The sequence below is a fragment of the Pseudomonas sp. AL03 genome, from assembly GCF_029960815.1.
In the GTDB taxonomy this organism is placed as follows: Bacteria; Pseudomonadota; Gammaproteobacteria; order Pseudomonadales; family Pseudomonadaceae; genus Aquipseudomonas.
This window is the reverse complement of record NZ_JASBRE010000039.1, coordinates 19230-44373: the sequence shown is the minus strand read 5'-3', so window position 1 is coordinate 44373 and position 25144 is coordinate 19230. Positions and strand designations below refer to the sequence as shown.

Sequence of the window (25144 nt, the reverse complement as noted above, 5' to 3'; positions counted from 1 at the left end):
CGAAGTGCGCCGTATTGGCCGACCCGAACATACGCTTATCCTTAAGCAGAGAGGAAATGAAGCGCGAGGTCCAAACCGTCCATGGTCTGTGCACGCGAAATTGGCGGGCACGTTATCAACGGGGGAAAAAGATTAATGTAGGAAGGGTCTTTGAATAGGGTCAGACCTTTCCGCTTTGCAAGCCGTTACGTCAATGAATAGAGGGGTGGCGAAAACGATACCCGCGATGGCGCCTTCAAGATCGCCATCGCCGGCAAGTCGCATCGCCGCACCGCGTGCGCCTACAGGTTAGCGCTGAATCAACCTGTCCAACCCATCCAGCAACCGCTGCAAAGCCCCCTGATTGCTGCGCATCACGTTCAGCCCCGCCTCCGCCATCCGCTGCGCATCCCGTGGCAACTCGAACAGCCGCTGCACCGCCAGCGCCAGACCTTCGGCATCCTCTACTTCCTGCAACGCCCCGGCACTGCGCAACTGCGCGGCGATTTCGAGGAAGTTAAACAGGTGCGGCCCGCTCAACACCGGTTTGGCCAGAGCAGCCGGTTCCAGCAGGTTATGCCCGCCGTTCGGCACCAGACTGCCGCCCACAAAAGCGCTGTCAGCCAAGGCATACAGAAACAGCAACTCACCCATGGTGTCGCCCACCAGCACCGAAGTCTGCGCGGTGACAGGGTCGCCAGTGGACCGACGCACCGAGGCGAAACGCTGCTGCTGACACAACTCGAACACCGAATTGAATCGCTCCGGATGACGCGGTACCAGAATCAGCAACGCATCGGGATGATTGGCCAGCAACTGGCGATGAGCCGCCAGCACCACCTCGTCTTCGCCTTCGTGGGTACTCGCAGCGATCCACACCGGACGCTCCTGGGCCTGCCATTGCGCCCGCAACTCGGCGGCACGCTGGAGCAGTGCCGGGTCGATGGTCAGGTCGAATTTGATCGAGCCGGTCACTTCCACGGTTTGCGACCGCGCACCCAAATCGCGGAAGCGCTGGGCCTCGGTCTCGGTCTGCACCGCGAACAGGCTCATCTCGGCGAGCATCGGTTGAGTCAGTTTGCCGAAGCGGCCATAGCCCTTGGCCGAACGTTCGGACAGCCGCGCATTGGCCAGTGCCACGGGAATCCCGCGCTTGGCGCATTGATGGATATGGTTCGGCCAGAGCTCGGTCTCCATGATCACTGCCAGTTTCGGCTGGATCCGATCAAGGAATCGCGCCGCAGCGCACGGCAAGTCGTAAGGCAAATAGCAGTGCTGGATGCGCGGCTCGTTGGCGAACAACGCCTGGATTCGCTCGGACCCGGTCGGGGTCATGCAGGTCACGGTAATGGGCAACTGTGGATAACGTTGCAGCAAGGCGCGAATCATCGGCGCCGCGGCAATGCTTTCACCCACCGACACTGCGTGCACCCAGATACCGCCGGGCTTCATCACCGGCAGTCCAAGGGAGAAACGTTCGCCAATGCGTTTGGCGTACGCCGGCGCCTTGCGCGACCGCAGCCAAAGCCGAATCGCTACCAATGGCAGCCCCAGGTAAAACAGCGCGGTGTAGAGAGTTCTATTCATGGCGGCGGAGTTTATCGGTTTTTTCGCCGATCGCCTGCAGGTGCACGGCAAAACGTTCCGCCAACCAACGAGCCGCCGGACCCAGAGGCTCATCGCGACGCCAGACCAGCTCCACCACCAGCGCTGGCGGGGTCCATTCGCTGACCAGTTCGACCATCAAATCCTGATACGCCGGATACTGCACCACGTGGCGCGGCAGCCAGGCCCAGCCGAGGCCGCGCACCAGCCATTCAGCCATCACGTAAAAACTGTCGGCCCGCCAGACTTGCGGGCTGGCGGGCTCGCTTCCGGGATAGACACTGGACTGTGTGGACATCAGCAACTGACGATGCTGCGCCAGCTGCTGGCAATCGACGTGAGCCTGTTCCGCCAGTGGATGGCCGACGCCGCACACTGTGACCATTTCGACGCTGCCCAATACCCGCCGCTCGAGCGCTTCAGGAATCTGGTCGTGATAAAACAGCAGCCCCAGATCGGCCCGACGTTCCACCAGTTTGCGCGCAACATCGCCCTGGGCGGCGCTGGTCAGTTGCACTTCAAGGCTGGGAAATTGCTGAGCCAGGGCTTCGAAGCTTTCGATAATCGGTTGATAGGGCATCGCCTCATCCTGAGCCACACGCAAACGCGCCTCCTGGCCGCGCATCATTGCCAGCGCCCGACCGTTAAGGCGTTCGCATTGGCGCAGCACTTCCCGCGCCTCGTCCAGCAACGCGTTACCAGCCTCGGTGAGTTTCGGCTGGCGGCCGCTGCTACGATCGAACAGGCTGACGCCCAGGTCCTCTTCGAGCAGCGCAATCGAACTGCTGACCGCCGACTGCGCCTTGCGCTGATCCCGCGCCACCGCAGAAAACGAACGCTGCTCCGCTACGCTGACAAATAGCCGCAGCTGCTCCAGATTCCATTGCATATTCATGGCTCAACCCATCTTCAGAACAGATAGGTAATGACTTTACCGCATCTGGAGAATCTATAGAATGCCGACCTCAGAAAGCAACACTTCACACGAGGATGCACCTATGACCGCTTACTACTACCTGGCCATCGCCATCTGCGCCGAAGTGATCGCCACCGTTTCGATGAAAGCGGTCAAAGGCTTCAGCACCCCACTGCCACTGTTGTTGGTCATCGTCGGCTACGGCATCGCCTTCTGGATGCTTACGCTGGTGGTGCGCAGCGTTCCGGTGGGCGTCGCTTACGCAGTGTGGGCCGGCATGGGAATCGTGATGGTCAGTGTGGCGGCGCTGTTTATCTACGGGCAGAAGCTGGATGTGCCGGCAATGCTGGGGATGGCGCTCATCGTATTGGGCGTCGTAGTGATTCAGCTCTTCTCCAAAACCGCCGGCCACTGATGCACGCTTTTATGTAGCAGCTGCCGAAGGCTGCGTTCGAGGACGAAGTCCTCGCCTTCAATCCATCTGAAGAATCGCGTCGTCAGGTTTACGACTGCTACGCAGCCGGACGCAGCCTTCGGCAGCTGCTACATAGCGTTCGGCATGAATCTGTATACTGCGCCCTCGTCTTGAACACTGAGGTCGCTGCATGCCATCCGTTATTTCCACCGACGTTCTGATTGTCGGCGCTGGTGTTGCCGGCCTCTGGCTGAATGCGCGCCTGCGTCGCCAGGGTTTTTCGACCGTGTTGGTGGAAAGCGCCAGCCTCGGCGGCGGGCAAAGCGTGAAGTCCCAGGGCATCATCCACGGCGGCGCCAAGTACGCGTTGCATGGCGCCCTGACCGGTGCATCGGAAGCCATCGCCGACATGCCTCGCCGCTGGCGTGAAGCCCTGGCCGGTGACGGCGAGCTGGACCTGACCGGTGTGCGCCTGTTGTCCGAAGCCCATTACCTCTGGTCCCCCGGTACGATCGCCGGCAACCTCACCAGTTTCTTCGCCAGCAAAGCGGTGCGCGGCCGCGTTGATCAGGTCAAGGGTGAGCAACTGCCACCGGCTCTGCAAGACAAGCGCTTCAAGGGCAAGGTCTATCGTCTGGCGGAACTGGTAATCGACGTGCCGAGCCTGATTCAACGCCTCGCCGATCTGGCGGGTGATGGTTTGCTCGCTGGCCAGAAAATCGAACCGTTGCGGGAAGGTGGCGTGCTGGTCGGCCTCAAAGTCGACGAGCGCGAGATTCGCGCCCAGCGCATCGTCTTGAGTGCCGGTGCCGGTACGGCGGCGTTGCTCGAAACGCTGGGGCTGAGACAGCCCGCCATGCAACGCCGGCCGCTGCACATGATCATCGCCAAAGGCCCGGGCCTCAAACCGCTGTACGCCCACTGCCTGGGCGGCGGCACTAAACCGCGCATTACCGTCACCACCCATCCGGCCGCCGATGGCCAGTGGGTCTGGTACCTGGGCGGCGATATCGCCGAAGCAGAAGGTGTCGATCGTGAACCCGCGGCACAAATCGCCACGGCGCAGAAAGAACTCGGCCAGTTACTGCCATGGATCGACCTGAGCACCGCGCAATGGGCGACCTTGCGAGTGGATCGCGCCGAGCCGCTACAATCGGGCCTGACTCGCCCCGACAACGCGTTTCTTGCCGAAGAGGGCCGGTTGCTGGTCGGTTGGCCGACCAAACTGGCCCTCGCGCCGGACTTCGCCGACCGGGTCATCGCCTCCTTGCAGCGCGACGGCATACAGCCAAGCCACTCGGCACCGCTGCCCGACCTGCCAAAACCGCCGATGGGCGTCCCTGCCTGGGAGCAACTGCTGCCATGAGCCAACCGACCCTGCACGATCTGCATCGCCCGCTGGGCAGCACCGGCCTGCTGGTTTCGCCACTGGGCCTGGGCACCGTGAAGCTCGGCCGTGACCAAGGCGTGAAATACCCCAACGGTTTCCAGATTCCCGATGACGACGAAGCGCGCATGCTGCTCAAACTCGCGCGCGACCTGGGTATTAACCTGATCGACACCGCCCCGGCTTATGGCCGCAGCGAAGAGCGCCTCGGCCCGTTGCTGCGTGGGCAGCGTCAGGATTGGGTGATCGTCAGCAAGGTCGGCGAAGAGTTTGCCGACGGCCAGTCGAGTCACGATTTCAGCGCCGCCCACACGCGATTGTCGGTGGAACGCAGCCTGCAACGCTTGGAAACGGATTGTATCGACCTGGTGCTGGTGCACTCCGACGGCAACGACCTGGCGATCCTCAACGACAGCGAAGTCTATGCGACCCTCGCGGCGCTGAAGAGCGAGGGCAAGATTCGTGGCTTCGGTTTTTCCGGCAAAACCGTCGAAGGCGGTTTGAAGGCTCTGGAACAAGGTGATTGCGCCATGGTCACCTACAATCTCAACGAACAGAACGAGAAGCCGGTCATTGACTATGCTGCTGCTCACGGCAAAGCCATTCTGGTCAAAAAAGCCCTCGCCAGCGGCCACGTCTGCCTGAGTCCGGGCGTGGACCCTGTTCGCGCCAGCTTCGAGTTGTTGTTTGAACATCCGGGTGTTGCCAGTGCTATTGTCGGGACCATCAATCCGCTGCACCTCGCCCATAACGTCGCGACCGTTGCCCAGGTCCTACGTAGAAACTGATGCCGCCCACGCGGCCTTAAGCAGGAGCCGACATGCCGCGTACGCTCATAAGAAAGAACCCGAGCAACTTCAAGACCCTGCCGTTATTCGTCGAAGCGACTCCCGAAGGCCTGAGTTATCAAAGCGTCGGGATGCCGCTGAACTTCTCCCAGACCCTGCAACGTCGCCGCCCGGTGACGGTGACAGACACCGAGCGGTTTTCCCTTGAGCTGGCCAATCTTGGGGTCTCGGTGCGCCTGACCCTGCATTGGCAAAATCGCGACTACTGGGTGCTGGTCCGTCAGCGTCGGCAGGATCGTGGCGATGTGGTGCTCAAGCTGATCTCCGGTTACGTGCCAGCCCATGAGCTGAACCTGCCGCTGCACACGGCGATCCAGGAGATTGCCGAAGAGTGCTTGTTGGAAACGCCGGAAGGCTGGCTCGGCGGGCGCTTCAACGACACTTGGCTGCCGGCGCCCTACTCGTCCGCGCTGCATTATCGCGAGGCTTTGCCGTTTCGCCTGACGCCGCTGTCTGGTTCGGCGCGGCCAGTGCGTTGCGCCAAGATGCAGTTGATCGAACGCCCGCGGGCTTACGTGCATTTGCCGACGGCCTCGCTGCAATTGATCTATGACTTGCGCCTGGACGTGCCCAAGGAAGCCAAATCCTTGAGTTTGTTTCATGTCGACGAGCGATTGGAAGGCGATCAACTGGTGGCCCGCCTCGATCGCAAACGCCCCGATCTGTATTTAATGCCACTGCAGGACGGCCAACCGATGGCTGAACTCTATACCTTGAAAAAGGATCAGCTGTACCCGGCGAGTACTCGCGGGTTGTACCTGGCAGAGAGTTTTGCCCAGCAGGAAGGCTGGCTGGTGCGGGACGAGCGGATTCGCTGGAAGGATTGGGTGCGGCAACAGGGCTTGAGCCCACCGGGAAAGGATTCCGGATTAGCCCGGTTGCGTGGGAAGGCGAAGCAACTGCTGAAGAAGATCGTGCCGCGTAAAAAAGTCAGCTCTTGAAAGCAAAAAATCGCAGCCTTCGGCAGGCTGCGATTTTTTAAACGTCACTCGGATTTGCGGATCTTCTCGACAATCGCTGTGGTCGAGCTGTTTTCCACCAGCCCCAGCACTTTCACCGTTCCGCCGTAAGCGGTCACAATGTCCGCGCCGACCACTTGCTCGATCCCGTAGTCCCCCCCCTTGACCAGCACATCCGGCTTGACCTCGCGCAGCAGGTTTTCCGGGGTGGCTTCAGCGAAACTGATCACCCAATCCACGGCACCCAGACCGGCCAGTACGGCCATGCGACGGTCGACGCTGTTGATCGGACGACCCGGGCCTTTCAGTCGGCTGACCGACGCATCGTCGTTGACCGCAACGATCAAGCGATCGCCCTGAGCTCGTGCCTGCTCGAGGTAGGTCACGTGGCCGGCGTGCAAAATGTCGAAGCAGCCGTTGGTGAAGACGATCTTCTCTTTATGCGCACGCGCATCATCGACCGCCAGCAACAGCTGCTCAAGGCCAAGCACACCGCGCTCCGAACCTTCCTCACGCTGGATAGCGCGACGCAGTTCCGGCGCGCTGATGGCCGCGGTACCGAGCTTGCCGACCACAATGCCCGCCGCCAGGTTGGCCAGGGCCACCGCGTGGGGCAGTTCTTCGCCAGCGGCAATAGCGGCCGCCAGGGTGGAAATGACCGTGTCGCCGGCACCGGTCACATCGAACACTTCACGGGCACGGGCCGGCAGGTGCAGTGCCGGATGGTCCGGACGCAGCAGAGTCATGCCGTGTTCGCCGCGGGTCACCAGCAATGCGCCGAGGTCGAGGTCGTGCATCAGCTGCGCGCCCTTGCTCACCAGCTCATGCTCATCGGCGCAGCCGCCGACGATGGTTTCGAACTCACTGAGATTCGGCGTGATCACGCTCGCCCCACGGTAGATCGAGAAATCCTTGCCCTTAGGGTCGGCCAGCACCGGAATGCCACGGGCACGGGCCGCCTGGATCAGCGCCTGATGGTTTTTCAGCGCGCCTTTGCCGTAGTCGGACAGCACCAGCACCTTGATGCCTTCGAGCAATTCGTCGACTTGCTCACCCAGCGCCAGGGCGTCGGTGGCGAAGGGTTCTTCGAAGTCAATACGCAGCAGTTGCTGGTGACGGCTCATGACCCGCAGCTTGACGATGGTCGGCTGGTGCGCGATGCGCTGGAACAACGCCCGTACGCCAGCGCCTTTGAGGCTATTGGCCAAGCTGTCGGCAGCTTCATCGTCGCCGGTCACGCCGACCAGCGAGGCCGGTGCGCCGAGGGCGGCAATGTTCAACGCAACGTTGGCGGCACCGCCGGGGCGGTCCTCGATTTGCTCGACCTTGACTACCGGTACCGGCGCCTCAGGGGAAATCCGTGAGGTACCACCATGCCAGTAACGGTCGAGCATGACATCGCCGACCACCAAGACAGGGGCTTGATCGAATCGCGGCATGGACAACTTCATGGAGCAACCCACATACAGAATGAACAGGGGCGCGATATTAACACAGGGTTGGCGCGGGCTCGTGCGACGGCTGCAATGGGATGATTCAGCAGGGTTTTCTGCTCATTTATTGATCAGAAAATCCGACAATCGACGACAAGCGTCCGTCAATTCCAGCGCCTAGGTGTCAATTTCACATTCAGCAGTAAGCAGTCAGCGAGAGAGGATGAGTTAAGCTCACCCTCTCGTCGGGTCAGGCGATTCCGGCGGTGACCGGTTCGTCCAGGCCCATCGCATGCAGACGCGAGTAGTAGCCATTTTGCGCGAGCAATTGAGCATGGGTGCCGCGCTCGACGATTTCACCATGGTCCATGACCAGGATCAGGTCGGCCTTCTCGATGGTCGACAACCGGTGAGCAATCACCAGCGTGGTGCGACCTTTCATGACTTGATCCAGTGCAGCCTGAATATGCCGCTCGGACTCGGTATCGAGCGCCGACGTTGCCTCGTCGAGAATCAGCAACGGTGCGTTCTTCAACAAGGCCCGGGCAATCGCCAGGCGCTGACGCTGGCCGCCGGACAGCAACACGCCATTTTCCCCGACCTGGGTGTCCAGGCCCTGCGGCATCTCCGAGATGAAGTCCATCGCGTAAGCATCCGTGGCGGCCTTTTCGATGTCGGCACGTGGTGCGCCGGCGAGGTCACCGTAAGCGATGTTGTTGGCGATGGTGTCGTTGAACAGCGTCACATGCTGTGTCACCTGCGCCACGTGCCGACGCAGATTGCGCAGACGATAATCTTCGATTTCCACGTCATCGAGCATGATTTCGCCGGTTTCGTGGTGATAGAAACGCGGAATCAGACTGGCCAGGGTCGACTTGCCGCTACCCGAACGACCGACCAGGGCGATCATTTGCCCCGGTGCCGCCGTGAAGCTGATGTTCTTCAGCACCTCACGCTCGGTCCCCGGATAGGTGAAGCTCAGGTTGCGCACGTCCAGGTGGCCGGTGACGCGATCGCGCTCGACGGTACCCTTGTCAATCTCTGGCTCGACGTCCAGTTGCTCGAAAATGCTCTCGGCACCGGCGACGCCCTTCTGGATCGTGGAGCTGACTTCCGACAACTGTCGAATCGGCTTGGGCAACAGGCCCGCCGCGGTGATGTAGGCCACCAGGTCACCGGCGGTGGCATCACCGCGCAGGAGCAGCACCAGGAACATCAACACCGCCATGGCGGTGTAGATCACCAATTGCAACATGGGCGTGTAGACCGCACCGGTCTTGGTCATGCGCAATTGCTTGTCGGTGTTGCCCTGACTGGCTTCGGTGAAACGACGCTCTTCATAGCTCTCGCCGCCGAAGCTGCGCACCACGCGATAACCCTGGATGGTCTCGGAGGCCACGTGAGTCACATCGCCCATCGCCACCTGGATTTTCTTGCTCTGCTTGCGGAATTTTTTGCTGGTGCTGCTCACCATGATCGCGATGATTGGCAGGATCGCCAGCATCACCAGGGTCAGCTTCCAGTTCATCCACAACAGATAAGCGAACAGGAACACCACGGTCAGGCCTTCACGAATGACCACTTTGATGGCGTCCGTGGCCGCACCGGTGACCATGGTCACGTTGAAGGTGATGCGCGAAATCAGGTGCCCGGAGTTATGGGTGTCAAAATAACGGTTGGGCAATACCAGCAACTTGTTGAACAGTTCGACACGCAAGTCGTGGACCAGCCCCAACGAAACCTTCGCCAGGTAGTAGTTACCCAGGAAAGACCCCAGGCCTTGCCAGGCGGCGATCAGGATGATCAGCAGCGGCACAGCCATCAGCAACTGCAGGTCTTGCAGATACGGAACTGTAGGGAAGAGCACCGCTTCAGGGTTGCTCAGGCCATCAACGAAATATTTGAGAATCCCGGCGAGCATGGGCTGCGTCGAGGCAAAAATCACAAAGCCGACAATACTGATGGCAAACATGCCCCAGTACGGACGCACATACGACAGCAGGCGCAGGTAAATCTTCAAGCTCGACGGCGCAGGCGAATCAGGGCTGGTCATGAGAACCCGTTGTATGAGAAAAGAGCCCGCGAGTGTAACACAGGCCATTTTAGTCGCTGACCTGCGGTAACATGGCCGGCTATCCATGCCTCACGGCGCCCAACCCGGAGTATTGATGCAAGCGCTTGATCACACCCGATATCTCGCCCTGCGCGAGGGAGCACAAGTCCTTGAAGCGGATGGTTCGGGGGACAAGGTTCTGCGGTTGACGGACGGTTCAATACTCAAACTGTTTCGCCGCAAGCGCCTGCTGACATCGGCCGCATGGTATCCGTACGCCAAACGCTTTGCCGACAACTGCGATGCGTTGCGTGAACGGCACATCCCCTGCCCGTCGATTCGTCAGGTTTACCGCATCCCGAGTATCGAGCGTGATGCCGTGCACTACGATCCACTACCGGGCCAGACCCTGCGCCAGCTACTGGATACCCAGGGCGATGCCGATCCGTTGCGCGGTCAATTGGGGGTCTTCATGGCCACTTTGCATGAGCGGGGGATTTACTTCCGCTCGGCGCACCTGGGCAACATCGTGCTCACACCCGAGCATCAGTTGGGCCTGATCGACATTGCCGACATGCGGGTGTATCGCCGTCCGTTGCGCAAGACCCTGCGGCTGCGCAATTTCAAGCATATGGTGCGTTACCCGCAAGACCGGCAATGGTTGCTTGACGGTCGCGGCGAAGTCTTCATGCACCATTATGGCCAGACCCAGAGCATCTGCTCCCCGGAGGAGCTGAGCGTCGCCCTGCAAAAATGATCTGAGCGCCTTAGCCTCCAGGAGGAGACGAAGGCCAGGCATTACGCCAGCGCGGGTTGCCGCGCCTTCAGCACACGAGAGAGGATCATCGCAGCGGGCAGCAGCACCAGAGGCCACAACTCGTCAGGGTTACCGATCAGCAAACTGCCATCGAAGTTCAGCATCACCAGTGCACACGCCAGGTACATACCCCACACGTCGCGCAGACGCCAAGCCTGCCAAAGGGATACTGCCATCAGCGCAACGAACAACATCAGCGAAACCCCGCCGCTGTACAGCCCCAGCGCTACGAAAATGTTGTGCGGATGCTGAATCGGCATCCAGCCATCGAGTACCTGGGGGGTGTGGAAGCCGATGCCGCAGCCCAGTACCCAGCCGCAGTTGCGCCACTCGCCGACCATGATCTGAAAGATTTCGATGCGGTACGAATCGCCTCGATTCCAGAGGGACTGGTACCAGGCTTCGTTGTGCACCACCAAGAACAGCAGGCCTAAAACAACCGCGCCGATTGCCACCGCACTGCCAACCAGCCGCGGCTTGTGGTAAATGCCGTAAAGCAACCAGACGCCGAACAGGAACACAGCCCCCACAAACGCAGTGCGCGTCTGCATGACGAAGGCTACCGCAAACACCGACAAGACGATGGCCAGGCCACCTTCGATATACTTTCGTTCCTTGAACCAGATAGGCAGCGCCAGCGCCAACGCACAGAACAGCCAAATGCTGGCGTAGATGACGTTCTCCAAGCGTGCCGGAAGCAGCGCCACCCGGCCGCCAACGGCGAATTCACCGGTTGCCCAACCGTAGAGCGCGCTGCTGAATATGTACAACGTCAGGATCCAGAACTGAGCGCGAATAAACGCTGAGCTGCGGAAAAATTTCGGATCGGTGAGGGCGCCGACCACCATGACGAACATCAGTACATAGAAGACGTGTTTGTAGAACTGCATCTGCCCTGCAATCGTCGCAGGCACCAGAAACCACAGAATGAACGCCAGCCAACCCCACGCCAGCGGCTCCTTGAGCAAGCCAGCACCGCGCTCCTTGATCAGGAACACCAGGCCCGGCAATACCATAAGGACGTAGAACAGGTTGTTGGTCCACTTCGACGACCAGCCCACCACAAAGCTCAAAAGAAACAGGCAGAGCGCCGCTCCGAAATAAGAGGCCATGGTGATCTTTCCTGGCTTCATGCCGCTAAATTCCATGCAGCACCCAACCTATTGCAAGACCCAAAATAAGAGCTGCGATCAGCTTCAGCCGATCGATACGTTTACGCCGTAATTTGCTCACTCGCTCCTTCGGAACCACCACATGCTCTCCGAAGCCGGTGTGCAATACCGCGTCGTTTTCCAGAATCAACGCATAGCGGTTTTCGCCAGCATACAGACGCGACAGGTCTTTCTCCCCGGAAAATGCGGAATACGGCGCATGCGTCAGGTAATCCGCACGACGGCGCAGCCCTGGATTAAAGGAAAAACCTTGCCACTCGGCCTTTTGCGAGCCCAGTACGTAGAAAGGAATGCCACGGCTGACTTTGCGCTCGTTCAGGAACACGTAAGGGCTGTGAACCATCAGGTCATGATTGAAGCTGCGCAACCACACTTGCAGCGCCTGTGGATCTTCCTCCAGCAGGCATTGGGATTCTTCGATAAACCCTTCACGGTAGAAGTCCCAGTCGTCTTCGCAGTGGAAAATCCACGACGTCTGCACCTGGGCATAGGCGGCATCGATGGACCGCAACTGACCCAGGCGTGGGTTGTTGATGAAGAACTGGGTATGTGCCCTCCAGTGCTCCGGAATACAGGCCTCTACGGCGCTGTCGCCGGAGTCCTCGGTGATGAACACTTTACGGATGGGAGCCGTGTTGAACCGGTCAAACGTCTCGAGGGTTCGCTTCAACAGATCGAAGCGACCGCAACTAGTAATTACTACCGAAATGTCGCTAGTCTCGCTGAACAGCATTTGTTTACACCGCACCATTGGTTGTTTAATCGCCCGGCTTTACAGCCCCAGCGACAAGCGTAATTTTTCTTTCCAGCCCAGCGGGACATGCTCGCGCAGCGGCGCACGCAGGGCGTCGACAATCGAATGCCCTACAGCCCGGAACGTGTAACGCTGCTCTACCAGAGCCTGTCCGGCCAATGAAATGGCCTCGGTCAGCTGTGGGGACTCGCGTAACACCGCCAGTTTTTCCCTGAGTTCGTCGCGGGTTCGATAGAGCACGATGTTGTGCAGATCGACAAACCCCAGCGCGCGATTCTCTGCTTCCCCTTGATCGTAAGCAAACAGCACACAACCACAGGCCATGGCTTCGAAATTCTTGATCATGTATTCGCCCATGCCAACGTCGGCACTCACGAAGTAACGGATCCGGCTCAACGTCTCGCAGTATTCTTCACCCGACTTGGTGCGCGTGATCAGCAGGTTCTCCACTTCGGCCACGGACTCGAGCATGGCCTTGCGTCCGGCATACGCCACGCTGTTGAGACTGCCGACGAAACCCAGCTCGATATCACGTTCACGCTGGCAGTTTTGCAACAGCGCCTGATCGTAGCCCTTGGGCACGAAATGCGCGTCAAACCCTTCATCACGCAAGCGCTGGCTGACCATGAAACCCGAGCTGATTACCCGCACCCAAGGCAGCTTGCGGTAATGGTCGCTGAACTTGCCCGTGTACTTGCACGGGATGTAATTCTGGTACGCATCGTGCTCCAGAATAACCAGATTGGGCAGGGTTTGTATGAACCTCACCTGTCTGATTTCTTTTTTGAAGCGCAGGAAGAAAACAATCCTGTCATAGCGGCTCACATCGACATGCTTGCGAAAGTAGCCCTGCAAGTCGTCCTGCTCCGCGCTGGTCAGCTCGCGCTTGTCGCAGTCGCAGTGCTCGGCGATACCGTCATACAGTCGATCGAGGATCGCTCGCTGCTCTTTCTGCACCAGAAACAGAACTTTCAATTGGTCTCTCTCTTTCCAGACAGCTCTTGGACCCAGAATAATTCGTGGCGTCGCACCGCTTTACGGAAGAACTCGTTTTCGCCGAAAGCCGGCCAGTGTCGGGCCGCCAGACAACGTTGTATCGCCCGGCGAAGTAGACGCTTGAGGGGAAGTCGGGGCTGAAGGTCGTGCATCATGCCCAACGACATAGCCTTGTGCCACTGTTTTTCGGACGACAGGCAGAGTGCCCAAGGCCGCAACGGTTCATGACTATTGATCTGTGGCGGCAGTGTCACGCCAGTACTGGCATCACCCATTGGCCAGCGATCGTTGTCATGCAAATGATTGGCGTAATGCAACAAGGTTTCGGGCTGCCAGGCTGTCCCGCTCAGTGCCTGCATCACCGCCTGCTGTGAGCATAGATGGTCTGGGTGCGGGTCGAAACGCGGATGTGGCAAGACAATGACCTGGGGCTGGACACGCTCGATCAACTCGCTCAGGTCGGCCAGAAGATTGTTCCAGGACGGTATGCCATCGACGTCACTGCCCAGGGCAAACGGATTGAACCGTCGAAAATACCGAGTATCGCCAAGTTGTGCCTCACGGGACACCACGGCCTCGGTCGGCGCGCTTTGCATGGCGGGCAATTGCAGGCAGAAATACCCCAACTGAATGCAGCGTTCCTGAGGTACGCCGCCCCACAACGGCACGCTGAGACTGTCCCAGGCTCGAAGCGAGCCTTTCAGCCGTGACGCTTCGACGCCGTTGAGCCCCATCTGCTGATAGTGCTCGGCCTCGATTTCACCGGCGGTCATGGTCACGATCCAGCTTTGATTGGCGCTGCTGTACAACCCGAATGCGGCCAGCTCGGCATCGTCGGCATGGGGCGCGATCACCATCACCCGCTGACGGCTGTAATCCGCATGCTCGAACGCCCAGAGCACCGGTTCACCGAGCAATCGGCAGAAACGCCCGCGCAGACGTAACTCACCTTGCGACAGAACGTGCGCCTGACCACTGAGGTTGAGGTAACGCAAGCCGTTCACACCACGCTCAAAGGTTTGTCGGTCCGGGTTATCCCCCCCCGACAACTCGACCACTGGATCGATAAAGCGTCCCAGCCAGGTGCTTTTTATCCGCAGCGCCAAAACCAGAGTGGCGTCGTCGACCAGCATGACGCCGTCGTCCAGGCGCAAACGCTCACCATCAAGGTGGACCTTGGGTTGTTGGGTGTACGGTGGAAAGCTGTACTGGTAATCGTCTTTGGGCGAATAAAACAAATGGTCGGCGAACCATGCCTCGTGGGCAATCCAGCCCAGAACCGCGAGCACCAACGGCAGCCACCAGGTCACCAGTACGCCGATGGCAATCAATAGCGCCAACGCGATGAGCAGACCGATGCGCTTGATGCGCCGATGACGCTTGAGCAATTGCTGTTTGCGGTTCATGGGCTGGCTCATACGGTGAACACCGGCACAGGATTGCACCAACGATCCTTGTATTCACGGTCAGCGCGACCGAAAGAAAAGCGCAAGGGTTTGCCCAACGCCCGGGCATGCTCCCAAGCGCTTTGCGTATTGAGAAAACTCAGCACGCTGCCAGGACTGAATTCGCGGGTTTCGGGATCGACGCCGCCATTGATGTACTCGACGCTGATCCACTGTGGCGTCTCGACACGGTAGACCAGTTGAATCGCTATCGGCGCATCGTTGAGAAAAATCACCGAGCCGATCAGCAAGTCACGCAGCAATTCGATGACCTCAGCCATGCGCTCGGCCCCCGTCGCCGAGAAGCCCCAGCGGCGCTGGAACAGGTCGCAATAGATCGCTGCCAGTTCACTGCTGGAAAATTCGGCGACCGGCCGAACCACTCCGCCCGCCTCTTCCAGCAATCGCAATTCACGGCGCTGGTTGTAGCGAAACTTCTTCGACAGTTCTTCGGGAGTGCGGGCCATCGCCAGTTGCTCGGCCTGCAATTTGATGCCGGTGAAGCGGCCTTCATTCAGCACCGACAAGTAGCGTGCGCGATGACGCAGCGGCGCTTGTGCATCGGCAGCGGCCGGCAGGATGAACTCGGCATTACCGAGGTCGAACAGGCCTTTTTTACCACAGCGCTTGAGTACATCCTTGGACAAGGCAAGGTCGCGCCCCCAGGTCGGGATTGCAGCTTTGACTTCACCGTTTTGCTCCCAGGCCAGGTAGCGCACAGGGATGTCGGCCAACTGCGCCAGCCGGTCGACCACCATGGGATGAGTGGCGACGCTGCCGCCATAACGTTGCCAGGCCTCGGCATATGCCGAGGCGTCGACTACCGCCCAGCCACGTTCGCGCCAGCCTTGAAATCGGTTGAGCATCAGCCCCTCGGTGCCAGTTCGGTAACGTGCGGCAAACGCCAGAAAGCATCGCGCACCGTGCGGTCGGAGAAGCGCTCACGCAAGCGATCAAGCATCAGCTCGACACACTGGTGACGTTGCTGCTCGTCCATCGCGGCCAGATGTTGCAGCCCTTGAGCCAAGTGCTCGGCATCGCCCAGCGGGAACAGAATACCGACGCCCTCAACCACTTCCTTCGCCCCACCGCACGCCGTGGCGAGCAACGGCACGCCGGCAGCCATGGCTTCCAGCAGCACCATGCCGAACGGTTCATGATCGGAGCTCAACGCAAACACATCGAAGGCACGGAAATAACGCCGAGCCTCAGGTACCTGACCGAGGAACAGCACGCGGTCGCCGATACCCAGCTCACGGGCCAGGGCCTTGAGGTCCTGCTCCAGTCGACCGGCACCGAGAATCACCAGTTGACTGTTGGCAGGCAAACCCGGCAACGCCGCAGCAAAACCGTGCAGCAGCGTGGCCTGATCCTTGTCCGGATGCAGCCTTCCGACGTTGCCAACAACCCAGGCATCCATCGCCAGGCCCAGGGTTTCCCGAGCTTCGCGAACTGACACCTGGCTGTCCTGCAAGGTTTGCACATCAATCCGGTTATAGAGTGTTTGAATCCGCGCCGCCGGCCACTTCGGCAGGCAATGACGCATGTCGTCGCGCACCGCATCGGAAACCCCGAGCAGGCTCAGGCGTTTGCGGAAAATATTCGCGAACAGTTTGCGGGTGCCGCGCTGGTAATCGCCAAACGCGTGATGCACGCCAATCACCGGCAACGAGGTACCGAGCAAGGCGATATAGATAGGTTTGAATCGGTGAGCGATGCAAAGACTGAAATTGCGCGAGGCGGCGATCTTGCGCAGATCGCCGATGGCGCCCAGCTTCAGGCCACGAATGGCCTTGGAGCTGTATTCCATGAACAACACTTCATCGGAAGCACAGCCCGCGGCGACCTCACTGTCTGCGGCCCCGGTCAGAAACACCGTGGTCACACGATAACCGGTCCCCGCGAACAGGCTGGCGTACTGCCGGGCGCAGTCCAGAAACGGCCCGTCATAGCCGTGACAGAACTGCAGCACATGGCGTTCAGCCGAGCGTGTCATATGCGTCCGCGCCCTCTTTGACCACCAGGATGTCTTCCATGATCAGATACTGTAGATCGGAACCGAAGAACATGTTCAGGGCATCCGTCGGCGAGCAGATCATCGGTTCGCCACGACGGTTGAGCGAGGTGTTCAGCGACACGCCGTTACCGGTCAGCACTTCCAGCGCCTTCATCATGTCGTAGTAGCGCGGGTTGTATTCGCGCTTGAGCACCTGGGCCCGCGACGTGCCGTCTTCGTGGACGACTTCCGGCACGCGGGTCTTCCACTCTTCAGCCACTTCAAAGGTGAAGGTCATGAACGGCGCCGGATGATCAATCTTGATCATCTGCGGTGCAACGGTGTCGAGCATCGACGGGCAGAAAGGCCTCCAGCGCTCGCGGAACTTGATCTGATGGTTGATCCGGTCAGCCACGCCGGTGGCGCTCGGGCAACCGATGATCGAACGACCACCCAAGGCGCGCGGACCGAACTCCATGCGACCCTGGAACCAGGCCACCGGGTTGCCGTCGACCATGATTTTGGCAATGTTTTCCGGCATGTTCTCGAGCTTGCGCCATACAGGCTTGCTCGGGTGACGGGCACACGCAGCGAGCACGTCTTCGTTGGTGTAGGACGGGCCGAGGTAGACGTGTTCCATCTTCTCGACGGGTACACCACGGGCGTGGGACACGTAAGCCGCAGCACCGACCGCAGTACCGGCATCGCCGGACGCCGGCTGCACGAACAACTCTTTGACGTCGTCGCGGGCGATGATTTTCTGGTTCAGTTTGACGTTCAACGCACAGCCACCGGCGAAGGCCAGTTTGCCGGTTTCCTTGAGTACGTCGCCCAGATAGTGGTCGATCATCTGCAGCGAGATCTTTTCGAACAACGCTTGCATGCTCGCGGCGTAGTGGATGTACGGCTCGTCGGCGATGTCGCCTTCGCGCTTCGGACCCAGCCACTCGATCAGCTTCGGCGAGAAATAGAAGCCTTTGCCTTTCTCTTTATAACGACGCAAGCCGATGACGTTGGCGTAGTCGGTGTTGATCACCAGCTCGCCGTTCTCGAACGAAGCCAGACGCGAGAAATCGTATTTGCTGGCATCACCATACGGCGCCATGCCCATGACCTTGAACTCACCGTCGAGCATCTCAAAACCGAGGAACTCGGTGATCGCGCCGTACAGGCCGCCGAGGGAATCCGGATCGAAAAACTCCTTGATCTTGTGGATCTTGCCGTTTTCGCCGTAACCGAAAAAGGTCGTGGCGTACTCACCCTTGCCGTCGATCCCGAGGATCGCGGTTTTCTCTTTGAAACCGGAGCAGTGATAAGCGCTGGAGGCGTGAGCCAGGTGATGCTCGACCGGTTCGATCTTGATTTTCTTCGGATCGAAACCCAATTGCTCGAGGCACCAGACAATCTTGTTGCGATAGCGCTTGTAGCGACGGTTACCCATCAGGATCGCGTCAAGCGCGCGGTCCGGGGCGTACCAGTAACGCTTGGCGTAATGCCAGCGAGCCTTGCCGAACAGGCTGATTGGTGCGAATGGAATCGCTACCACATCAACGTCGGACGGCTTGATGCCAGCCTGCTCGAGGCAGAACTTCGCCGACTCGTAAGGCATGCGGTTCTTTGCATGTTTATCGCGCACAAAGCGCTCTTCCTCAGCCGCCGCGACCAGCTTGCCGTCGATGTACAACGCTGCGGAAGGATCATGGCTAAGGGCGCCGGACAGGCCAAGAATCGTCAATGCCACAGGGGTCTAGCCTCTTCAGTCTGCATGCAGGCGCAAGGCGCCTCAAAGATTAATGTGCCCTCGCAAAGGGCGAGTGGCAGCTAAAGGGCGGGATTATAGCGTAAACATGGCGGGAATGACCCAGCGCATATTGCCCCTGTAAAGATGATCCGGACGAAAGCAGGCGGGATTGCTCATCCGCGGCCTGACCTCCAGTAAATACTGATATTGCCGTCGGTTGTCTGCCGGTAAATCGTGTAGGGCAATGCAACGGTGTCCAGAACACCAGACAACGTCAGATCCAGCAGAACGAACGGCACAAGAAAACCCGTGGGGTCCGGCGGCGCATTCAGCACACAAAAATCGTAAGCCAGACCGCTGTAAATACGGGGAATGGATTGACAATAAGTCTTTTGCTTCCTGAGGCCGCGGGTAGCCTCGGCATCATCCTGCAGCACCGTAACAGCGGTCCCACAGCCCGATAACGCCAATGAGAAAGTGCCCAGCAACACCGCCATTTTTATCGTCAAAATCTGCCCTCCGTGAACGTCAGGCAAACTAGCATCGCGGCTATTCAGGGCACAGTTCATGGGCTCTGTAGATCATGTAGGACGATTCATAAAAACCTGTCCCTTAATCTCGAGTGGCTGGTCTGGCCCCTTCACGCCCTGAGCCTTTCCGTCAACACGGTGGTTCTGTGGGAGCGTGCCTGCTCGCGAAGGGATTCAAGCAACGCTGGAGATATCCTTGGGAAGACGCTGATCAATGACCTGATAAAGCGCGCTACTCTCCGGCCAGTTACGCATGAACCGCGCCCGATCCCGCGCATACGCCGGGGCAAAGCTACTGAGCGAGCCGTGTTGACACATCGAATCCAAATCAATCAGCGCCCAGCGATCTTGCTGCCAGAACAGGTTATGCCCTTTGAAATCCCCATGACTGATCCGCTCAAGAATCAGCTCGGCAAACAAATGATCCAGCGCCAGCAACTCGGCTTCCGGCGCCTCACCGCCTTCAACATAAGGTGCAAAGCGCTCGATGATATCCGGCCCCGGTAAATACTCGGTCACCAGATAAGCTCGACTGCGCAACCAGAGGAAACGCTTCTCCAGCAACGCCAACGGCTTGGGCGTGGCGATGCCGAGAAACGCCAGGCGATTGCCTTCGCGCCAGGAATGCCAGGCACGACTCGGGCGCCAGAAGCGTTTGAGCCAATGGGCAAAACCTTTGATGTTGTAGCGTTTGATCACCAGCGTACGACCGGCCACCTCGACCTTGCCGACGCTCGCCGCGCCGCCGGTCTTGTACAGATGGCCCTGATCGAGCAACGCATCGGCCTGCTCCAGCACCGGCAGCATCGCCGCTTCTTCTTCGCGGCGAATCGCCCGTAACCCGAACGCTCCGCGCTGGACACTGAACAGCGTGCATTCGCGGCCGACCTTGATCAGGAAGTCTTTGAGGCGCCAGCTGCGGACCTTGCTGATCTGCTTCTGCAGCGCTTCCATGGGCAGTGCATGCTCGCCGTTGCTCAGCAGGTAATACACCAGCAGCTCTTCGGTGTAGGGTTCCAGCGTCTTGGGCAACTGGGCGAAAAACACCCCGAGATTCTCCAGGACTTTCTGTCGAGACAGCGGCTGGCCAGGCGTTTCCGCACAAATCCCGGCACCATCGATCAAATACAGCCGGCCGCCCTGGCGCAGCAGGTTGTCCAGGTGCAAGTCTTCCTGCCACAGGCCCTTGCGGTGCAATTGACCAATCGCACCCAGCGCATCGGCCAATACCGCCGATTGCTCATCCGCCAGCATCGGCAAGTGTTCGACCTGCTTCCAGGCATCCCCAAGGCTTTCGGCGCCTTCAAGGAAATCGAACAGCAGCCAACCGCCCTCGCCGTCCTTCAGGCCATCAGCCAGCAGCAACGGCGTGGTCAACCCCTGAGCCGCCAGCAACCGCACGCCGTCCAGTTCACGCTGGAAATGCCGCGCCGCTTTGCTGCCGACCAACAACTTGGCCAGCACCGGCCGGCCACGCCAGACGCCGGCACCGACATAACGCTGCCCCGGCAACACCCGCAACAGACTCAGCAATTGCAACTCGGCAGGGCCGGCGGCATCGGCCAGTGAAATGTTCAGCGGCAGGCCGGGGCTGCGGCCAGCGTTTTTCAGCTCGGACAAACGCATCAGCACGCCTCCTTGTGAGTGCGCCGCGCGGTCAGTCGCGCCAGCCAGCTGTCGATCAACGAGCTGTCCTGGGATTGATCCAGATAGGCAGCCAGCAGCTCGCGCAACTGCGTTTCGTTCCACTGAGGTGCCCGGCGCAGCAACGGCTCCAGATCTTTCGCCCGGTCACGCAGACCAAACAGCAACGGCCGGGTCTTTTCCAGGTCGATCAGCTGGGCCAGGTAACCGTCGCCGGTGGCCTGGAGAAAAATGTGTTTGGGGTAGAAGCAACCGTGAACCTGACGCGCGCCGTGCAGGCGCCGAGCCAGTTGACCACAGGCCTTCATAATCGCCGAATGCTGCGCCGAACTCAGGTCCGACCAGCGCTGCAACAGCGAATCCAGGTCATCCCAACCGTCCAGGGCACGGGTCAGCAGAATCGCCCGGACTTCGCCGTTGACCTTGCGCTCACCGAAGAATGCCGCCTTCAGCGCTGGAATACCGAACTTTTCATATCGACTGATATTGCGAAACTCACGGGCAAAGCTCGGCTCGCCAAAGGGCGCATGCAAGGTGCGCATCTGGTAGTTGCTCTGCCGTTTGAGGTAGTAGCCATGACCCTCCAGATCCAGCCGAAACACGCTGCTCCAGCCACCGCGTGCGGTGTTGGGCTCGTCCACAGCGTCGAGCTGCTTGGCCCAGAGTGCGTCGAAGGTGCCGAGGCCGTGACGCTCAAGCAGCGCACGGTCTTCAGCGGCCAGAAAATCAGTCATTCGCGCCCCTCGAAAAATCTCACCACGTGCCGGATCCTTTTTTTGTCGGCGGCATTCAGCCGATCACGCTGGCGGTATTGCAGGTAAAAGCGCAGGCGCTGGGTGGCCGACAAGTGATACTTGGCGACCTTGTCCAGACACGCCAAGTCCTTGGTGATCCGGTACTTGAGCCAAAAGCCACGCCAGAAATCACCATTGGGGCAATCGATCAAAAACAGCCGGGGCTCATCGTCGATCAGCAGGTTGCGCCACTTCAAATCGTTATGGGTGAAACGATGGTCGTGCATGGTCCGGGTATAACCCGCCAGCTGCCGGCTGACGTTGTCGACCCAGGCGCGGTCCGCCAGCTTTGGATCATGCCGCTCGGCCAGGGCCGACAAGTCTTCGGTATGCGGCAGCTCACGGGTAATCATCGCCCCACGATCGTACGCCGCACCACGACGTTCCAGGCCCCAGGCCACCACTTCGGCAGTGGGAATCCCCCACTTGGCGAAGCGCTTGAGATTCTGCCACTCGGCTTTCACCCGGGGTTTGCCCAAGTAACGGCGCAGACCTTTGCCGGCACCCACGTAGCGTTTGACGTAATAGTTGACGCCATTGCGCTGGACGCGAATGACCTCGGATAACAGGTCGCGGGTCAGGCGCTCGCCCTGAAGCGCGAACACAGCCTCAAGACTGCCGAAATCTTCTGCCAGATCGCTGTACGCAGGTTCCAGTTTCCAACCCGCCATCAGAGCGCATCCCCATATCGCTGTTTACGGTCGTAGAGCTTGTTGGCCTTGCCTTCCAGCCAGGCGAGCAACCCGGCTTCTTCGCCCAGTATCTGGCGCAGGGGCTGCTGGAAATAACCTTTGAGGAAACGCAATTTGTCACGCCGGGTCAAGCCAATGTCCAGGGCCGAAAAGTACAGCGCCGCCAGGTCCTTGTTGCGCCAGCGCTGAGTGACCGAAGGGCGGGTCTGGGCGCGGTGCAGGTCGATCACCGAAAGCTTGAAATCGTCGGCCGTCACCGGTTTGTCGGTGTGCAGCAGAAAGTGGCAGATGTAGCAGTCGCGATGGTTGACTCCGGCGCGGTGCATCATGCCGGTCATGCGCGCGACCTCGGCAATCAGCGCACGCTTGAGTTTCGGCTCGGGCGGCTGCTTGACCCAGTCGATGCTGAAGTCTTCGAGGCTGACCGTGGGCGCCAGCTCTTCGGTGACGATGAACGAATGCTGGTCTGCCGGGTTACTGCCCTTCTCGCCGTAAGCCACGGCGGTCATGGTCGGCACACCGACTTCTTGCAGGCGCGCAATGGCCTTCCATTCCTGGCCGGCACCGAGCACCGGCAGCTTGGCAGTGAGCAGGTTCTTGAAGATTTCACCCCAGCCAATGCCACGGTGGATCTTCACGAAAAAGCCGTTGCCATTGACTTCGGTACGCAGGGTCCGGCGCGCTTCAAGTTCGCGGTACACCTCGCCCTGGAGACCCTCGACTTCGGCGAACGGGTCGCGTCCGGCCCAGAGGCTCTTGAACGGTTCAGCCAGCATCAACTTCATTAAGCGTGCTCCGCCAGAATCACATCGGCCGCGTGCTGCGGCATGCTATAGAGGTCGGCCGTCTCGGCGAAGGCCAGACCGTTGCGGCTCCAGGCCGCCCGTGCTTGAGCGTCGTTCAACATGCCGGTCAGGTACTGAGTCAGCTGCGCCTGATCGAAAGGTTCGTCCAGCACCAGACCAACGTCGGCCTCGGCGATGTAATGGGCGTAACCACAGACCGCGCTCACCAGCACCGGCAGGCCGGCCACCAGGGCTTCGAGCAACACGGTCCCGGTGTTTTCGTTGTACGCCGGGTGGATCAACAGATCGGCGCCGAGCAGAAAACGCGGGATGTCACTGCGCCCCTTGAGGAACGTCACGTTATCGCCGAGCCCCAATGTAGCGCTCTGCATCTGGAATAATTTGGGGTCGTCCTGGCCAATTACAAACAGCCGGGTGCGTTTCTTCAGATCGGCGGGCAATGCGGCCAGCGCCTTGAGGCTGCGATCCACGCCTTTGGTCTTGAACCCGGAGCCAATTTGCACCAGCAGCAGTTCATCGTCTTTCAGGTTGAATTCGCGACGAAACTCGGCGCGGATCTCGGCGGCATTGGCCGGCGCGCGCCGATCTTGAGAAATACCGGGCGGTAGCAAATGGAAGCGCGCAAGCGGCGTGTCGTAATGCTTGATGAACAGCGGCTGCTGGACTTCGGAAATCATCAGCACTTCGGTCTTGGCATCCTTGGCGAACACGGCGCGCTCGTATTCCGCGAAGTGCCGGTAGCGACCCCAGCGACGGTACAGCGAGTTGCGCAGGTTTTGCGCCTTGTCTTCGAAGCAACCGTCGGCGGCGTAGTAGACGTCCAGACCCGGCATCTTGTTGAAGCCGATCAAACGGTCCACCGGACGCTTGGCCAGATCAGCCTCCATCCATTCGCTGAGCTTCTCGTTGCGTCGATGATTGAAGAACGCTTTGACCGGCGCCACCAACACTTCGAAGCCGGGTGGAATGTCGCCTTCCCAGATCAGCGTGTAGACCCGAATCTGATGGCCGCGCTGCTGACATTCCAGGGCGATGCGCATGAAATCGCGCTGCAAGCCGCCAAAGGGAAAGTACTTGTACAAGACGAATGCCAGTTGCATCAGCGCAGCTCCTCAGCCAGTAACAACGTGCTCAGTCGGGTCGCGACACGCTCGGGATTCAGACGCGTGAAGCACAGGGGCCACTCGCGTTTAAGGTCAAACTGACGGGCATCTTGGGCCGTCGGTTGATAGGTGCATTTCTTTTGCAGGCATGGCGCGCAAGGGAAGTCGCTGGCCATGTGAATCTGCGACTTGCCGTAGGCGCCAGTCAGGCCCGGGTTGGTCGGGCCAAACAGCGACAGCGTCGGCACGTCCAGTGCGGCGGCGAGATGACCGAGACCGGTGTCCACCGCCACGCAGGCTTGCGCGCCGGCCAGCACCTTGCCGACACCGGCCAGGTTCAGCCTGGGCAGCACTTCGACGTGTTTCATGTCTTTGGCGATGCGTTCGGCTCGGGCTTTTTCGATCGGGTTGCCCCACGCAAGCTTCACCCCGACGCCGAGATAGCCGACGCGCTCGGCCAACTCGCGCCAATAGGCTTCAGGCCAGTGTTTGGTGTCCCACGTGGTGCCGTGCAGGAACACCACGTAAGCATTCTTGCGCGGCAATTCCACCAGTCGTTCGACGTTCAGGCCGTAATCGCCCAAGCCTTTGGGCAGGTCGTACCCCAACGCCACGGCGAACAGCTGACGCACCCGCTCCACCGCGTGTTGCCCACGGGCCACGGCCAGACGCCGGGAATAAAAACGTGCGGCAATCGGCTCACGGGCCGAGTTTTTATCCAGCCCGGCCACCGGGGCTTTGGCATATCGGGTCAGCAACGCACTTTTCAGCAGGCCCTGGGCATCGATCACCAGATCGTATTGGTTGGCGCGAACGCTTTGCTTGAAGCGCTTCCACTCACCACTCTTGAGGGTCTGCCAGATGTTTTTGCGCCAGCGACGGATCGCCACGGGAATCACCTTGCCCACGGCCGGGTGCCAGGTCGGGATTTCGGCGAAGCCTTCTTCCACCACCCAGTCGAACGTGATGCCGGGGATCGCCCGCGCCGCGTCGGTCAGCGCCGGCAACGCGTGAATCACGTCGCCCAGCGAAGAAGTCTTGATCAGCAGTACCCGCAAA

At 59.9% G+C, this 25144-nt stretch carries 23 protein-coding genes; 5 read left to right on the top strand and 18 right to left on the bottom strand.

Annotation, left to right across the window (positions count from 1 at the left end; all coding sequences use genetic code 11):
- Positions 1–288: 288 nt before the first annotated feature.
- Together waaA and QK293_RS25165 are read right to left on the bottom strand one after the other, a co-directional pair.
- Positions 289–1566 carry a lipid IV(A) 3-deoxy-D-manno-octulosonic acid transferase gene (waaA, locus tag QK293_RS25170; RefSeq protein WP_282382427.1) on the bottom strand — a complete coding sequence of 426 codons (1278 nt, stop codon included), beginning with the start codon at positions 1564–1566 and terminating at the stop codon, positions 289–291.
- The gene (locus tag QK293_RS25165) at positions 1559–2479 is read right to left on the bottom strand and encodes a LysR family transcriptional regulator (RefSeq protein ID WP_282382426.1); all 921 of its coding nucleotides are present in this window, start codon (positions 2477–2479) and stop codon (positions 1559–1561) included. The genes waaA and QK293_RS25165 overlap by 8 nt, the downstream gene beginning before the upstream one ends.
- Before the next feature lie 103 nt (positions 2480–2582).
- Here QK293_RS25165 and QK293_RS25160 point away from each other — a divergent pair, with 103 nt between their 5' ends.
- From QK293_RS25160 to QK293_RS25145, 4 genes are all read left to right on the top strand, one after another.
- Complete coding sequence (locus QK293_RS25160) at positions 2583–2915, top strand: multidrug efflux SMR transporter (RefSeq protein ID WP_008004867.1); 333 nt, start codon at positions 2583–2585, stop codon at positions 2913–2915.
- A 190-nt stretch (positions 2916–3105) separates the two neighbouring features.
- Positions 3106–4281, top strand: a complete 1176-nt coding sequence (locus QK293_RS25155; RefSeq protein WP_282382425.1) for an FAD-dependent oxidoreductase — start codon at positions 3106–3108, stop codon at positions 4279–4281.
- Positions 4278–5090 (top strand): aldo/keto reductase, encoded by an 813-nt coding sequence (locus QK293_RS25150; RefSeq protein WP_282382424.1) that lies wholly within the window; start codon positions 4278–4280, stop codon positions 5088–5090. Before QK293_RS25155 ends, QK293_RS25150 begins: the two co-directional genes overlap by 4 nt.
- Positions 5091–5122: 32 nt before the next feature.
- Positions 5123–6091 carry a metal ABC transporter ATPase gene (locus tag QK293_RS25145; RefSeq protein WP_282382423.1) on the top strand — a complete coding sequence of 323 codons (969 nt, stop codon included), beginning with the start codon at positions 5123–5125 and terminating at the stop codon, positions 6089–6091.
- A 44-nt stretch (positions 6092–6135) separates the two neighbouring features.
- On the opposite strand, the gene hldE is transcribed toward QK293_RS25145, so the two are convergent.
- The gene (gene hldE, locus QK293_RS25140; RefSeq protein ID WP_282382422.1) at positions 6136–7560 is read right to left on the bottom strand and encodes a bifunctional D-glycero-beta-D-manno-heptose-7-phosphate kinase/D-glycero-beta-D-manno-heptose 1-phosphate adenylyltransferase HldE; all 1425 of its coding nucleotides are present in this window, start codon (positions 7558–7560) and stop codon (positions 6136–6138) included.
- Positions 7561–7792: 232 nt separating this feature from the next.
- Positions 7793–9595, bottom strand: a complete 1803-nt coding sequence (gene msbA, locus QK293_RS25135) for a lipid A export permease/ATP-binding protein MsbA (protein ID WP_282382421.1) — start codon at positions 9593–9595, stop codon at positions 7793–7795.
- A gap of 115 nt (positions 9596–9710) precedes the next feature.
- Between msbA and QK293_RS25130 the strand changes: the two genes are divergently transcribed.
- Entirely contained in the window at positions 9711–10352 is a 642-nt protein-coding gene (locus tag QK293_RS25130; protein ID WP_282382420.1) for a toluene tolerance protein, read from the top strand.
- Between the two features lie 41 nt (positions 10353–10393).
- Here QK293_RS25130 and QK293_RS25125 read toward each other — a convergent pair whose 3' ends face one another.
- The 14 genes from QK293_RS25125 to waaC all read right to left on the bottom strand — a co-directional run bounded on the left by QK293_RS25125 (position 10394) and on the right by waaC (position 25143).
- Positions 10394–11545, bottom strand: coding sequence for an O-antigen ligase domain-containing protein (locus QK293_RS25125; RefSeq protein ID WP_282382419.1), 1152 nt, complete (start codon positions 11543–11545; stop codon positions 10394–10396).
- Positions 11546–11549: 4 nt separating this feature from the next.
- Positions 11550–12317 (bottom strand): glycosyltransferase family 2 protein, encoded by a 768-nt coding sequence (locus tag QK293_RS25120; RefSeq protein WP_282382418.1) that lies wholly within the window; start codon positions 12315–12317, stop codon positions 11550–11552.
- 39 nt (positions 12318–12356) lie between these two features.
- Positions 12357–13313 (bottom strand): glycosyltransferase, encoded by a 957-nt coding sequence (locus tag QK293_RS25115; protein WP_282382417.1) that lies wholly within the window; start codon positions 13311–13313, stop codon positions 12357–12359.
- A complete protein-coding gene (locus QK293_RS25110; RefSeq protein ID WP_282382429.1) occupies positions 13310–14740 on the bottom strand; it encodes a PIG-L family deacetylase in 1431 nt (476 codons plus the stop codon). Before QK293_RS25110 ends, QK293_RS25115 begins: the two co-directional genes overlap by 4 nt.
- A gap of 8 nt (positions 14741–14748) precedes the next feature.
- Positions 14749–15645: an antimicrobial resistance protein Mig-14 gene (locus QK293_RS25105; RefSeq protein ID WP_282382416.1), complete on the bottom strand. Its 897-nt coding sequence runs from the start codon at positions 15643–15645 to the stop codon at positions 14749–14751.
- A complete protein-coding gene (locus QK293_RS25100) occupies positions 15645–16775 on the bottom strand; it encodes a glycosyltransferase (protein ID WP_282382415.1) in 1131 nt (376 codons plus the stop codon). Before QK293_RS25100 ends, QK293_RS25105 begins: the two co-directional genes overlap by 1 nt.
- Positions 16759–18516, bottom strand: coding sequence for a carbamoyltransferase (locus tag QK293_RS25095; protein ID WP_008146248.1), 1758 nt, complete (start codon positions 18514–18516; stop codon positions 16759–16761). The genes QK293_RS25100 and QK293_RS25095 overlap by 17 nt, the downstream gene beginning before the upstream one ends.
- A 173-nt stretch (positions 18517–18689) precedes the next feature.
- Complete coding sequence (locus tag QK293_RS25090; RefSeq protein ID WP_282382428.1) at positions 18690–19025, bottom strand: YceK/YidQ family lipoprotein; 336 nt, start codon at positions 19023–19025, stop codon at positions 18690–18692.
- Between the two features lie 195 nt (positions 19026–19220).
- Positions 19221–20672 (bottom strand): lipopolysaccharide kinase InaA family protein, encoded by a 1452-nt coding sequence (locus tag QK293_RS25085; RefSeq protein WP_282382410.1) that lies wholly within the window; start codon positions 20670–20672, stop codon positions 19221–19223.
- Positions 20672–21424, bottom strand: a complete 753-nt coding sequence (locus tag QK293_RS25080) for a lipopolysaccharide kinase InaA family protein (protein WP_282382408.1) — start codon at positions 21422–21424, stop codon at positions 20672–20674. Before QK293_RS25080 ends, QK293_RS25085 begins: the two co-directional genes overlap by 1 nt.
- Positions 21421–22155, bottom strand: a complete 735-nt coding sequence (locus QK293_RS25075) for a lipopolysaccharide kinase InaA family protein (protein ID WP_282382406.1) — start codon at positions 22153–22155, stop codon at positions 21421–21423. Before QK293_RS25075 ends, QK293_RS25080 begins: the two co-directional genes overlap by 4 nt.
- Positions 22155–22961, bottom strand: a complete 807-nt coding sequence (gene rfaP, locus QK293_RS25070) for a lipopolysaccharide core heptose(I) kinase RfaP (protein ID WP_282382404.1) — start codon at positions 22959–22961, stop codon at positions 22155–22157. Before rfaP ends, QK293_RS25075 begins: the two co-directional genes overlap by 1 nt.
- Complete coding sequence (locus QK293_RS25065) at positions 22961–24082, bottom strand: glycosyltransferase family 4 protein (RefSeq protein WP_282382401.1); 1122 nt, start codon at positions 24080–24082, stop codon at positions 22961–22963. The genes rfaP and QK293_RS25065 overlap by 1 nt, the downstream gene beginning before the upstream one ends.
- Positions 24082–25143: a lipopolysaccharide heptosyltransferase I gene (waaC, locus tag QK293_RS25060; protein WP_282382398.1), complete on the bottom strand. Its 1062-nt coding sequence runs from the start codon at positions 25141–25143 to the stop codon at positions 24082–24084. The genes QK293_RS25065 and waaC overlap by 1 nt, the downstream gene beginning before the upstream one ends.
- Between the last annotated feature and the right edge of the window lies 1 nt (position 25144).